The following is a 12649-nucleotide window of genomic DNA, read 5'->3' as shown; positions in this document are numbered from 1 at the left end:
AGCTGCTGCTCGGTCAGCTCCGCCGCGTCTGCGACGAGCCGGTGCGCGGCGGCCCCCGCCTGGGCGGCGGTGGCGGTCACCTGGTCGCCCCGGCCGGGTCGCCCAGCGCCTGCGGCAGCAGCGAGGCGACCTCGGCGGCCTCGCCGGCGGTGACCCGCCCGTCAAGCACGGCGACCTGCACCCAGCGGGTGAGCGGCTGCTCGGCGGAGGTGGTGACCGGCTCCTCCCAGGCCAGCGACCGGCCGACACCGGGGTACCCCGAGAGCCGCACGAACCACGGGTCGGGGTCGTCGGCGGCGAGCACCAGCGAGGCGTCCTGCCCCGGCGTGCCGGGCGGAACCGCCCACCCGGGCGCGTGCACCCGGGCGGTCAGCGCCAGCCACGGGGCGACCGTGCCGTGCACGTCCTCCTCACCGTGGGTGGCCTCGGTGAGCACGTCGGCCTCGGTGACCGGGGGCAGCCGCCAGAAGAACCCGCCGTAGCCACCGCCGGGGCGCCCGTTCGAGCCGGGGCTGCCCAGCTCGACCGGCTGCTCCCCGGCGGGAGCGAGGGTGAACTCCAGCCCCAGGGCCCAGCCGCGCCCCTCCCACGGCGCCGGCAGTAGCTGCCAGGTCCAGCCGCGCCGCTCCCGCAGCAGCACCGCGCCGTCGGCTCCGACCCAGTCCAGCTCCTCGGCCAGCCGGCCCGGGCGGTCCCCAGCGGGGGTCAGCTCGCGGGCGGTGGCCGCTACCTGGCCGTGGTCGTCGCGCCAGACGTAGCGGCCGTCGGCGCGGGTGAAGGTGCGCCCGCCCCACAGGTTGTGGCCGGCGACGTCCTGGACGGCCACCCCGACGCCCAGGTGCCAGACGTGGTCGGTCGGCTGGTGGTCGGTGACCGCGGTGCCCGCGAGGGTGCGGACCGGGTGCAGCACCGGCCGGGGCGAGGAGGTGGCGGCCACGCCCTCCGGGCCGCGGACCCGGGCGACGGTGCGGCCCGCCAGCCCCAGCTCCAGGTCGGGTGGACTGCCGTCCTCGGGGAGCGCCCACGGCACGCCCAGGTCGGCCAGCCCCTGCTGGGAGGCGGTCACCCGCTCGGTGAGCTCGACGATCCCGGCGACGACCGGGTGCGCCTCCGGGCCTTCCCCGACCCAGCTGACGTAGTCGGGGTCGACGGGCCGGGGGGCCGGGGCGGTGCGGACCGCCTCGAGGACGCGGGTGAACGCGCCGGTGGAGGCCAGCGGCACCTGCAGCTCGCCGCCGTCGGCGCGGCGGTCCAGCAGGTCCTCCAGCAGCACCGTCCGGCCGTACCGTTCCTCGGTGGTGCCCTCGGCGGTGGTGACCTCCAGCACGTCGCTGGTGTAGTGCAGCACCGCCCGGCCCTCGGTGCCCTCGATCGTGATCCAGGGGTCCTGCTGCTCGGGGGCGACCAGCGTCAGCGCGCAGGTCACCGGGATCCCGTCGGCGGTGCGGACCCGCACCACCGAGGTGTCGTCGGACTCGATGCCCTCGTGGGCGTGGAACAGCTCGACGGCGACGTCCGCGACGTCCTCAGCGGTGCGCGCCCCGGCGACCGCGAGTGCCGTGGTGACCGCGTGCGCCAGCGGGTTGGTCGCGACGCCGTCCACCACGTCGGTGTCCCCCAGCCGGCGGCGCCCGGCCCACGGGGAGCGGTCGAAGTAGACGCGGGTGCGCAGCCACAGCCCGGTGGCGCTCACCGCGCGCAGCCGTCCGATCCGGCCCGAGGCCAGCAGCTGCTGCACCGCCGGCAGCGCGTGCGAGCCCAGGCTCTGGAACCCGACCTGCACCCGCCGCCCGGTCTCGGCCGCGGTGGCCAGCAGGTCCTCGAACTGCGTCTGCGAGGCGGTCGGCGGCTTCTCCAGCAACACGTCCGCGCCCGCCCGCAGCGCCTCGGTCGCCAGCGCGTGGTGGGTGTGGATCGGGGTGGCGACCACGACCACGTCCGGGCGGGCCCCGCCGCCCAGCAGCGCGGTCAGGTCGGGGTAGTGGCTGCCCGCGCCCGCCACCGGTCCCACCGGGTCGGCGTGGCCCACCAGGTCCACCCGGCCCTCCTCGACCAGGCGCTGCAGGGTCACCAGGTGGTGCGCCCCGAAGCCGCGGGCACCCACCAGGGCGACGCGGGCCGGGTGCGGGTGGGCCGGCGCAGGCGGCGGGGCGGCGGAGGTCATGGCGGCTCCTCGAGCGGGGTCGGGCAACGGGTGGGAAACCGATTTCCCAGGCTACCCGGCGCGGTGACCGTGTCAAGGGCCGGCCCGGGCCCCGCCCAACCCAGGGGAGGACGGCTCGGCCGGCGTGACCCGCTCCACCCCGGTCCCGGCCAGCCGGTCGTGCAGGCCCCGCCCGGCGCCCAGCGCGACGGTGCCGACCATGACCGCCAGCAGCGGGTAGGTGACCACCGTGGCAGCCAAAGTGAGCAGGTCACCGGTTTCGAACCCGCCGGTCGCGGCACCGATCGCCACCAGGTGCCCGAGCGTCCAGGGGAGCCCGATCTTGACCACGTTCCGCGCCAGCGCCCGGCCGGCCCCCGGCCGGCCCGCCGGTGCCCGGACGGTGAGGCCGAGGCGCCGCTTGCCCCAGGTCGCGGCTGCCGCCCCGGACTCGCGTGCGGTGGCGTACAGCGTGGCGGCGAGCACCGGCACGCTGCTGGCCGCGACCACGAACGCTCTGCTCCCGCCCCAGCCGAGCTGGTGGGCGAGCAGCCCGGCCGGCACGGTGGCGACCGCGAGGCCGAAGTACAGGACGCAGTCCATGCCGTAGGCCAGCACCCGGTCGCGGGCGAGCGGGTGCACCCGCGGCACCGTCCGGGCGGCGGGCTGCCGCTGAGTCATGTGGGGCCCCTCCTGCTGGCCGCCCGGGCAGCGCCCGGCCGGGGTGGCGGCCGGCCGGGTGGCCGTGCCGTCGTCAGGCTGGCCCAGGACGCTCACCAGCGGCAAGGGGAGCCGTTGGGAAAACGTTATCTGCCTGCCTTGACCCACCTCCTGGCGGTGGCCTACAGTGCTTGGAAATCGCTTTCCCAGCGATGGCCGTGCCGAGGCGGCCACCGAGTAACCGGCTCAACGAGGAGGCACCGGACATGATCTCAGCCACACCCATCGGCGGCGGAGGCCGCCCGCGCAGGACCTGGGCCAGGACCGTGGCCCTGGGTGCCGCGGCGGCGCTGACCCTGAGCGCCTGCGGCAGCGGGGACAGCGGCGGCGCCGGAGGCGACGGCGGGGAGAACGGCGACGACGGGCAGATCACGCTCCGGTTCGCCTGGTGGGGCTCCGACACCCGCCACCAGGCGACCGAGGAGATCATCGCCGCGTACGAGGAGCAGAACCCCGACGTCGACATCCAGCCCGAGCCCGGCGACTGGAGCGGCTACTGGGACAAGCTGGCGACGCAGGTCGCCGCGAGCGACGCCCCGGACATCATCCAGATGGATGAGAAGTACATCCGTGAGTACGCCGACCGGGGCGCCCTGCTGGACCTGCAGGACGTCGACGTGTCCGACATCTCCGAGGACACGGTGGCCACCGGCGAGACGCCGGAGGGCCGGTTCGGCATCGCCACCGGCATCAACGCCATCGTCATCATGGCCAACCCGCAGATCTTCGAGGCCGCCGGCGTCGAGATGCCGGACGACCAGTCCTGGACCTGGCAGGACTACGGCGACATCGCCGCCGAGATCGACCAGAACAGCGAGTTCTACGGCGCCACCACCCCGAACGAGCCCTCCGGGCTGGAGGTCTGGCTGCGCCAGCAGGGCAAGGACCTGATCAACGAGAGCGGTGAGCTGGCCTTCGAGTCCGCCGACCTGGAGCAGTACTTCCAGCTGCAGCTGGACCTGCTCAAGCAGGGCGCGCTGCCGCAGCCCTCGATCCTCTCCGAGGACCAGAACACCGGCCCCGACCAGTCACTGACCGGCACCGGGCAGGTGGCGATGGGGCACTGGTGGACCAACCAGATCGCGTCGCTGAGCGAGACCTCCGGCGCCGACCTGGTGCCGCTGCGGATGCCGCAGACCGAGGGCACCGACACCGGGCACGGGCTGTACTACAAGTCCTCGATGTTCATGTCCGGCAACGCCAACACCGAGCACCCGGACGTGGTCCAGGACTTCATCGACTTCATGATCAACTCCGAGGAGGCCGGGATGATCAACCTGGCCGACCGCGGCCTGCCGGCCAGCCAGACCGTCCGCGACGCCGTGGTCCCGGAGCTGGGTGAGGCCGACCAGCGCGCCGCCGAGTTCCTCCAGGACATCGAGGACGAGCTGGGCGACGCGAAGCCGATCCCGCCGCTGGGCTACAGCGCCATCCAGGAGATCCTCATGCGGTACGAGATGGAGGTCTTCTTCGAGCGGCAGACCCCGGCCGAGGCTGCCGAGGCCGCCTACGCGGAGATCGAGTCCGCCATCGCCGGCTGACCGACCATGATGGGGCAGGGGTGGGCCGGCGCAGCTGCCGCCGGGCCACCCCTGCTCCGTCGGTAGCGGCCCACGGTCCCCCGTGGGCCGCTACCGTCTGAGCAACCGAGCCCAGCCACGTCCCGACACCACCGACCCCGCCCGCCACGCCCACCCGAGGAGCACCCGTGCCCAGGCTGACCCCCACCGAACTCGCCCAGAAGCTGCGCGACGGGCTGCTGTCCTTCCCCGTGACGCCGTTCACCGCGGACCTGGAGCTGGACCAGGGCCGGTTCCGGGAGCACCTGGGCTGGCAGGCCAGCAAGGGCGTGGCGGGGCTGTTCATCGCCGGCGGCACGGGGGAGGGGTTCAGCCTCACCGGTGAGGAGCGCGCCACCGTGGTCCGGGCCGCTGTCGAGGAGGTCGACGGCCGGCTGCCGGTCCTGGGCAGCGCCACCGGCAACACCGCGCAGGCGGTCGCCGACGCCCGCGCCGCCGCCGAGGCCGGCGCCGACGGGCTGCTGCTGCTGCCGCCCTACCTCACCGAGTGCGACCAGCGGGGTTTGGCCGCCCACGTCGCCGCGGTGTGCCGGGCCAGTGACCTGCCGGTCATCGTCTACAACCGGGCCAACGCCCGCTACGGTGCCGACACCCTCGCCGGGCTCGCCGCTGAGCACCCCAGCCTGATCGGCTTCAAGGACGGCGTCGGCGACCTGGAGCAGCTGGCCCAGGTCGTCACCCGGCTCGGTGACCGGTTCTTCTACCTGGGCGGGCTGCCCACCGCCGAGACGTTCGCGCTGCCGCTGCTGCAGATGGGGGTGAGCACCTACTCCTCGGCGCTGTACAACTTCCTGCCCGAGTTCGCCCTCGACTTCTACCGTGACGTGCGCGCCCAGGACGGCAAGGCGGTGACCGCCCGGCTCGAGCAGTTCGTGCTGCCCTACCTGGCCATCCGCGACCGCGCCAAGGGCTACGGCGTCTCGATCGTCAAGGCCGGGCTGCGCTCGGTCGGCCGCGACGCCGGGCCGGTCCGCCCGCCGCTGCAGGACCTCACCGAGGCCGAGCAGGCCGAGCTGGACGTCCTCGTGCGCACCGTCGGTGCCGGCGCCGGCCAGCCCGCCGCAGGGGCGGGCCGGTGAGCCAGACCGACGCGGTCACCGAGGTCACCCTCTCCCGGGTGGTGCTGCCGCTACCGCGGGCGATCAGCGACGCCAAGGTCCTCACCGGCCGGCAGAAGCCACTGACCGAGGTGCAGGTGCTCACCGCCGAGGTGACCACCGCGGACGGCCACCAGGGGCTGGGCATCAGCTACAGCAAGCGGGCCGGCGGGCCGGGGCAGTACGCCCACGCCGCCGAGGTCGCCGGGGAGCTGCTGGGCCAGGACCCCAGCGACATCCAGCGGCTGTGGACCCACCTGGTGTGGGCCGGGGCCTCGGTCGGGCGTAGCGGGCTGGCCACCCAGGCGGTCGCCGCGCTCGACATCGCGCTGTGGGACCTGAAGGCCCGCCGGGCCGGGCTCCCGCTGGCCAAGCTGCTGGGCGCCCACCGCGACGCGGTCCCGGCCTACAACACCTCCGGCGGGTTCCTGTCCTCGCCGCTGGAGGAGGTCCTCGACAACGCCGCCGGCGCGGTCGAGTCCGGCATCGGCGGCATCAAGGTCAAGGTCGGCCACCCCGAGGCGGCGCAGGACCTGGCGCGGGTCGCCGCGCTGCGGGAGGCGCTGCCCGACCACGTGGCCCTCATGGTCGACGCCAACCAGCAGTGGGACCGGGCCACCGCGCTGCGGGTGTGCCGGCAGCTGGAGCCCTACGGGCTGACCTGGATCGAGGAGCCGCTGGACGCCTACGACGCCGAGGGACACGCCCGGCTCAACGCCGCGCTGGACACCCCGGTCGCCACCGGTGAGATGCTGACCAGCCCCGGCGAGCACGCCGAGCTGCTCCGGCACCGCTCGGTGGACGTGCTGCAGCCGGACGCCGCGCGGGTCGGCGGCATCACCCAGTTCCTCAAGATCGCGGCCGCCGCGGCCGAGGCCCGCGTCGACGTCGCGCCGCACTTCGCGATGGAGCTGCACGTGCACCTGGCGGCGGCCTACGAGCACGGGGTCTGGGTGGAGCACTTCGACTGGCTGGAGCCGCTGTTCGAGGAGCGCCTGGAGCTGGCCGACGGCACCATGCTGGTGCCCGACCGGCCCGGTCTCGGGCTGACGCTCAGCGGGCAGGCCCGCGACTGGACCGCCGAGACGGTCACGCTGGGCGGCTGACACCGCCGGGGTAGCGGCTCACCCGGGTGTGCCGGCGTCCTCCCCCCGCCAGCCCGGGACGTCGGAGAGGGCGGAGGCGTCCCCGACCGCGGAGGACGGCACCACGCTGAGGGTGCCGTCCGGCTCCAGCACGACGGCGGCGACCTGGTCCAGGCCGCCGCTGCCGGACGAGCGCACCGCCTGTAGCACCTCACCACGGGTGAGCCGGTGTTTGCTGATGGCCCGCTCGTCCACCTGGCCGCGGGCGGCGACCAGCGTGGGCTGGGCGTTGACCGCGTGCCGGCCCCCGGGGAGCCAGACGGTGAGCCGGGCGATCAGCACCTGCCCCACCACCAGCACCGCCATCCCGGCGAGCGCGGACGCCCACGGGACGCTCTGGCTGACCACGGCGCTGGCCAGCACCGAGCCGATGGCGACGGTGACCACGAAGTCGAACGCGTTCAGCTTGGCCAGGGTGCGCTTGCCGGCGAGCCGCAGCAGCACCACCAGGGTCAGGTACGCCGCGGTGCCCACCAGCAGCACTCGCAGCACGGCCGACCACGAGTCGAACCACATCGCGCCCTCCTTCCTCCGGTTGTGCACGTGGTGTCAGCGACCCTGCCACCTGCCCGGCCACCGGGCGAGGCGAACCGGGCGGGCCCGTGTCTGGTTCACTACCGGCGTGACCACACTCACCCTGGAACGCGACACCGCGGTGCGGGACTCGGCGCGGGTGGCGGTCTTCGCCGCCCTCATCGTCGCGCTGACCCTCGTGCCCGGCATCTACCTGCTCGGCGGCACGGTGCCGGTGACCCTGCAGACGCTCGGCGTCACGCTGGCCGCGGCCGTCCTCGGGCCGTGGCGCGGCGCGGCGGCCGTGCTCACCTACCTGGCGCTGGTCGCGGTCGGCCTGCCGGTGGCCAGCGCCTTCAAGGGCGGGCTCGGCGTGTTCGCCGGGCCGACCGGCGGCTACCTGGTCGGCTTCGTGCCGATGGCGGTGGTCATCGGGGCGCTGGCGCGGCTGGCCATCCGCCGGGTGCGCGGCGCCCGGCTGCCGCTGGCGCTGTTCACCGCCGCCGTGGCCGGGCTGCCGGTGCTCTACAGCTTCGGCGTGGGCTGGCTGGCGCTGTCCACCGAGACGTCGCTGACGCCGCTGGTGATCGGCACGGTGGTCTTCCTCCCCGGGGACCTGGTCAAGGCCGCGCTCGCCGCCGGCGTGACGGCCGGGGTGGTGCGGGCGCTGCCTGGCCTGGTCGGTGCCCGTGGCTGACGGTAGCGGCGGCCCCGCCAGCGAGCAGCGTCCGCCGGCCCGCGTCGTCGGCCTGCACCACGTGCAGGTCGTGGTGCCTGCCGGGTCCGAGGAGCGGGTGCGCGGCTACTACGGCGGCGTGCTGGGGCTGCCCGAGATCGAGCAACCGCCGGCGATCGCCGCCAGGGGCGGGGTCTGGTTCGCCGCCGGTGAGCAGGAGCTGCACGTCGGGGTGGAGGAGCCGTTCCGGCCGGCGCGGAAGGCGCACCCGTGCTTCCTGGTCGCCGACCTGGACGCTGTCGCTGAGGCGGTCGAGAGCGCCGGGGGCGAGGTGCGCTGGGACGAGCAGATCCCCGGCGTGCGCCGCTTCCACACCGACGACCTGTTCGGCAACCGGGTGGAGGTCAGGCAGGCGGACTGAGCGCGGCCACCGCGGCCTCCGGCGTGGGGCACTGGCACCGTCGGCCGGCGCGGCGCGGCGGGGCGGTGACCAACTCCGCACTCGCGCGGGTTGCTCACCTGGTGGGCGGGGTGGGGCGGTGACCAACTCCGCACTCGCGCGGGTTGCTCACCGGGGCCGCGCCTGCCACCCCCGGCGACAGCCCTCAGCGCCGCGGGAGGTCCCGGCCGGCCGGTCCCTCCAGCCGGGTCCCGTCCGGGCCGAACCGGGAGCCGTGCAGCGGGCAGTCCCACGTGCACTCGGCGTCGTTCCACCGCAGCACCCCACCCAGGTGCGTGCACACGGCGGAGACCCGGCGGGTCACCCCGTCGACCGTGCTCACCGCCACGGGCCGGCCGGGGACCGGCCCCGAGCTCAGCTGACCGACGGCGCCCTGGCCCTCCTCGGGCATGGGCGGCTGCGGTGGTGACAGGCTGCCGCGCAGCCAGCCGGTGGTCATCGACCCGCCGACCTGGGCGTTCAGCCGTGCGGTGGCGACCGCCCGCTGCGGGTTGATCGGGTGGTCGGCCAGCGGCTGCGCCCAGTCGGGGGCGCCGCCGGTCAGCCGGCCGGCGATCGCGACGGCCGCGCCGGTGCCGCCGGTCATGCCCCACTTCTGGAAGCCGGTGGCCAGCTGCACCCGCCCTCCGGTGCCCGGCACGGGTCCCACGAACGGCATCCCGTCGACCGGCTCGTAGTCCTGTGCTGACCAGCGGTGGGTCAGCTCCGCGCCGGGGAAGGTCGTGGCCGTCCACCCGGCCAGCTCCTCCTGCAGCAGGGCCGGGGAGGAGAAGCGGCCCACGACGTGGCCGGGGCCGCCGGTCACCAGCACGTCCTCCCCGTCGATGCGGGCGGTGCGCAGCGACCGGGTCGGCTGGTCCACCGAGAGCGCCATGGTCTGCGGCAGCGGCGTGCCGTGCGGCACCCGGTGCGCCTGGGCGTAGGAGCGCTTCGGCTCCAGCTGGGCGAAGTGACCACCTCGGTCCAGCAGCGGCGACCCGGTCGCCAGCACCACGTCGGAGGCGGCCAGCCCGCCGCGGTCGGTGTCCAGCCGGACGGCCCCGCCGCCGCCGGTGTGCACACCGGTGACCCGGACCCCTTCCAGGACCTGGCCGCCGGCCTCACGCAGCCGCGCCAGCAGCAGATCCAGCACCCGTACCGGGTGCAGCTGCCACTGGTCGGCCAGCCGGATCGCCGCGTGCACCGGGTAGGGCAGCCCGGTGACCGACGGGTCTCCGCCCACCGCCGTGACCGGCAGGCCGGCCTGCTGGCAGGCCTCCAGCTCCTGGGCCACGGTCCGCTCCCCGTCGGGCGTGGCGGCGTAGGTCAGCGCGTCGCGCTGCTCCAGCAGCGGGGTGCCGGAGCCGTCGGCCTCGCTCGCCAGCTCGGCCGCCAGCCACTCCTGGCCGGCGCGGTGGGCGGCGACGTAGCCGGCCAGCCGCTCGGCCCCCGCCCTGGCCCGAACTTGGGACAGCACCGACCCCTGCAGCAGGCTGAGCTTGGCGGTGGTGTGGCCGGTGGCGAGCGCTCCCACCTGGCGCGCCTCCAGCACGGTGACGCGACGGCCGGCGCGGGCCAGCTGCAGCGCGCACGCCAGCCCGGTGAGCCCGGCGCCGACGACGACGACCTCCAGCACCCCGGTGCGGGGGATGACCTCCTCCCACGAGTCGGTCGGCGTGGCGGTCCCGCGGGTGTCTAGCCAGAGCGAGCTCATAGCGCCAGCGAAACACCGCCCGGTCCGGCGCGCCACCGGGAGCGGCATACTGGCGGGCATGAACGCACAGCAGCTGCGCGAGGCCCAGGCACCGCTGCGCGAGGAGTACAAGGCCGACCCGGACGCGGCACGCACGCTGGTCCGCGCCCGCGGCGACTTCCGCGACGCCGGTGTGACCGCCACCGTCGACGGCTGGGCGGGCCCGGTCCGGGCCGGCCTGCACCGCGCGACCGGCGGGGACGGATCCGACGCCTGCTCCGGTGACATGCTGATGGACGCGCTGGCCGCGTGTGCCGGGGTGACGCTGCGCAGCGTCGCCACCGCCCGCGGGCTGACGGTGCGCGAGTGCCGGGTCAGCGCCGAGGGGATTTTCGACGCCCGCGGCACCCTGGGCGTGAGCCGCGAGGTCCCGGTCGGCGTCACCGACGTGGTGGTTCGGTTCGAGCTCGACACCGACGCCGACGACGAGACCCTCGGCGCGCTGGCGCGGGCCACCGAGCGCTACTGCGTCGTCGGCGCCTCGCTCGCCACGCCGCCCACGATCGAGGTCCGCCGGCTGCCCGGTGACTGAGCCTCCCGCCGGGGCCGCCGGTCCGCCCGCCACCGGGACGGGGGTGACCTTCACCGGCGTGGGGCTGCGTCACGGCGAGCGGACCGTGCTCGCCGACGTCGACCTGGCGCTGACCGAGCACCGAATCGGCATCGTGGGCGCCAACGGTTCGGGGAAGTCCTCAATGGTGCGGATGATCAACGGGCTGGTCCGACCCACGACCGGCCGGGTCGAGGTCGGCGGGCTGGACGTGGCCCGCCACACCCGCCGGGTGCGGTCCGCCGTGGGGTTCCTCTTCCCCGACGCCGAGCACCAGATCGTCATGCCCACCGTCCGGGAGGACCTGGCGTTCTCGCTGCGCGGCAGCGGGCTGCCGCGGGAGGAGGTGGAGCGCCGGGTCGGGGCGGCGATGGCCGAGTTCGGCCTGGCCGACCACGCCGACCACCCCTGCTACCTGCTCTCCGGTGGGCAGAAGCAGCTGCTGGCGCTCGCCGCGGTGCTGCTCACCGAGCCGGCGGTCGTCGTCGCCGACGAGCCCACCACGCTGCTGGACCTGCGCAACGTGCAGATGATCGCCGGGCGGCTCGCCGCGCTGGACCAGCAGGTGCTGCTGGTCACCCACCACCTGGAGCTGCTGCGCGACATGGACCGGGTGGTGGTGCTGGACGAGGGGCGCGTGGTGGCCGACGACGCGCCAGGCCCGGCCCTGGCGCACTACGTGCAGCTGATGACCGGAGCGGCGCCGTGAGCTGGGGCGGCTCGCTCTCGCTGGTCGGCGTCCACCAGCCCGGTGACTCCTGGCTGCACCGGCTGCCGGCCGGTGCCAAGGTGGCGGGCCTGGTCGCCGCCATCGCCGTGCTGCTGCTGGTCTCCGACCCGGCCTGGTCGGCCGCCGGAGCCCTCGCAGCGCTGCTGCTGCTGTGGTCCACCGGCACCCCGTGGCGTCCGCTGGCCCGGGTGGCCCGCGCGGTGGCGGTGATGCTGCTGGTCATCGGGGTGGTGCAGGTGTGGGTGCTGGGATGGGAGGCCGCCGTGGTCGGGGTCAGCCGGGTCGCGGCCTCGCTGGCGCTGGCCTGGGCGGTGTCGCTCACCACGCCGGTCAGCGCGATGCTGCCGCTGGTGGCGCAGCTGGCCCGCCCGCTGCGACCGCTCGGGGTGGACCCGGACCGGGTCTCGCTCGTGGTCGCCATGGCGATCCGCAGCGTCCCGCTCGGGGTCGCGGCCGCGGCGCAGGCCGACCAGGCCCGGCTGGCCCGCGGCCATCGCCGGTCGGTGCACGCGCTGGCGGTGCCCACCGTCGTGCGGACGGTCCGGATCGCCGACGCGCTGGGCGACGCGCTGCTGGCCCGGGGCGTGGGCGGCGAGCCCGACCCGGGCGAGGGGCTCACAGCTCGGGGGCGCGGTCCCCGTGGCCGGTCGTCGTCGCCAGGTGATGGGCCACCCGCAGCAAGCTGACGTCCTTGCCCTCGGCGGCGACCAGCTGCACCCCGACCGGCAGCCCCGCCGGGGTGAAGCCGCCCGGCACCGACACCGCTGGGCACCCGGTCGCCGAGACCAGGGTGGCCGAGCGCATCCACTCCACGTAGCTGCCCATCGTCACCCCGGCGACCTGCTTGGGCCACCGCTCCTCGGCCGGGAACGGGACCACCTGGCTGGTCGGGCACAGCAGCACGTCGAACCGGTCGTAGAACCGGCGCACCGCGGCGTGCAGCCGGGTGCGGGCGACGGCGGCGTCCATCAGCTCCGGCCCGGTGAGGGCCAGCCCCCGCTCGACGTTCCACACCACCTCCGGCTTGACCTGGTCGCGGTGCTCGGCCACAACCTGCCGCAGCGTCACCGCCATGTCGAAGGCCCGCTGCACGTCGAAGACCTCGTCGGCCCCGCGCAGGTCCGGGCAGCCGTCCTCGACCACCGCGCCCAGCCCGGTCAGCACCTCGGCCTGCTGCCGCAGCACCGCCACGACCTCCGGCTCGGCCGGCACGCCCAGCCCGAAGTCCTCGGTGTAGCCCACCCGGATGCCCGCCAGCGGGAGCCCCTCGCCCGGCCGGTCCAGCGCCGCGGCCAGCGCGGCG

The 12649-nt window shown here is 75.5% G+C and carries 13 protein-coding genes; 8 read left to right on the top strand and 5 right to left on the bottom strand.

Going from position 1 to position 12649, the window contains the following annotated elements; all coding sequences use genetic code 11:
- Positions 1-76: 76 nt before the first annotated feature.
- Positions 77-2164: a DUF6807 family protein gene (locus tag GFJ45_RS12445; protein WP_153397678.1), complete on the bottom strand. Its 2088-nt coding sequence runs from the start codon at positions 2162-2164 to the stop codon at positions 77-79.
- 72 nt (positions 2165-2236) lie between these two features.
- The gene (locus GFJ45_RS12440; RefSeq protein WP_194288652.1) at positions 2237-2920 is read right to left on the bottom strand and encodes an RDD family protein; all 684 of its coding nucleotides are present in this window, start codon (positions 2918-2920) and stop codon (positions 2237-2239) included.
- A gap of 149 nt (positions 2921-3069) precedes the next feature.
- Between GFJ45_RS12440 and GFJ45_RS12435 the strand changes: the two genes are divergently transcribed.
- The 3 genes from GFJ45_RS12435 to GFJ45_RS12425 all read left to right on the top strand — a co-directional run bounded on the left by GFJ45_RS12435 (position 3070) and on the right by GFJ45_RS12425 (position 6646).
- A complete protein-coding gene (locus GFJ45_RS12435) occupies positions 3070-4404 on the top strand; it encodes an ABC transporter substrate-binding protein (protein ID WP_153397675.1) in 1335 nt (444 codons plus the stop codon).
- A gap of 167 nt (positions 4405-4571) precedes the next feature.
- Positions 4572-5522, top strand: coding sequence for a 5-dehydro-4-deoxyglucarate dehydratase (kdgD, locus tag GFJ45_RS12430; protein ID WP_153397673.1), 951 nt, complete (start codon positions 4572-4574; stop codon positions 5520-5522).
- Positions 5519-6646: an L-talarate/galactarate dehydratase gene (locus tag GFJ45_RS12425; protein ID WP_153397671.1), complete on the top strand. Its 1128-nt coding sequence runs from the start codon at positions 5519-5521 to the stop codon at positions 6644-6646. Before kdgD ends, GFJ45_RS12425 begins: the two co-directional genes overlap by 4 nt.
- An 18-nt stretch (positions 6647-6664) precedes the next feature.
- On the opposite strand, the gene GFJ45_RS12420 is transcribed toward GFJ45_RS12425, so the two are convergent.
- Entirely contained in the window at positions 6665-7201 is a 537-nt protein-coding gene (locus GFJ45_RS12420) for a DUF421 domain-containing protein (RefSeq protein ID WP_153397669.1), read from the bottom strand.
- Positions 7202-7307: 106 nt separating this feature from the next.
- Here GFJ45_RS12420 and GFJ45_RS12415 point away from each other — a divergent pair, with 106 nt between their 5' ends.
- Positions 7308-7895 (top strand): biotin transporter BioY, encoded by a 588-nt coding sequence (locus GFJ45_RS12415; protein ID WP_228386957.1) that lies wholly within the window; start codon positions 7308-7310, stop codon positions 7893-7895.
- Entirely contained in the window at positions 7888-8295 is a 408-nt protein-coding gene (locus GFJ45_RS12410; RefSeq protein WP_153397683.1) for a VOC family protein, read from the top strand. The genes GFJ45_RS12415 and GFJ45_RS12410 overlap by 8 nt, the downstream gene beginning before the upstream one ends.
- Positions 8296-8479: 184 nt before the next feature.
- On the opposite strand, the gene GFJ45_RS12405 is transcribed toward GFJ45_RS12410, so the two are convergent.
- Entirely contained in the window at positions 8480-10027 is a 1548-nt protein-coding gene (locus tag GFJ45_RS12405) for an FAD-dependent oxidoreductase (protein WP_153397667.1), read from the bottom strand.
- 58 nt (positions 10028-10085) lie between these two features.
- Here GFJ45_RS12405 and GFJ45_RS12400 point away from each other — a divergent pair, with 58 nt between their 5' ends.
- From GFJ45_RS12400 to GFJ45_RS12390, 3 genes are read left to right on the top strand one after another with little or no spacing between them, the layout of a single operon-like run.
- The gene (locus tag GFJ45_RS12400; protein WP_153397665.1) at positions 10086-10598 is read left to right on the top strand and encodes an OsmC family protein; all 513 of its coding nucleotides are present in this window, start codon (positions 10086-10088) and stop codon (positions 10596-10598) included.
- A complete protein-coding gene (locus GFJ45_RS12395) occupies positions 10591-11325 on the top strand; it encodes an energy-coupling factor ABC transporter ATP-binding protein (protein WP_323368736.1) in 735 nt (244 codons plus the stop codon). The genes GFJ45_RS12400 and GFJ45_RS12395 overlap by 8 nt, the downstream gene beginning before the upstream one ends.
- Positions 11322-12032: an energy-coupling factor transporter transmembrane component T family protein gene (locus tag GFJ45_RS12390; protein ID WP_153397663.1), complete on the top strand. Its 711-nt coding sequence runs from the start codon at positions 11322-11324 to the stop codon at positions 12030-12032. The genes GFJ45_RS12395 and GFJ45_RS12390 overlap by 4 nt, the downstream gene beginning before the upstream one ends.
- Here GFJ45_RS12390 and GFJ45_RS12385 read toward each other — a convergent pair.
- Positions 11962-12649, bottom strand: a 688-nt coding sequence (locus GFJ45_RS12385; RefSeq protein ID WP_267128865.1) for an amidase family protein, incomplete at its 5' end; no start/stop codon positions are given. The two genes, GFJ45_RS12390 and GFJ45_RS12385, sit on opposite strands and share 71 nt — an antisense overlap.

It is taken from the genome of Ornithinicoccus halotolerans (genome assembly GCF_009602535.1).
Classification (GTDB): Bacteria; Actinomycetota; Actinomycetes; order Actinomycetales; family Dermatophilaceae; genus Ornithinicoccus; species Ornithinicoccus halotolerans.
This window is presented reverse-complemented; position numbering and strand designations above follow the sequence as displayed.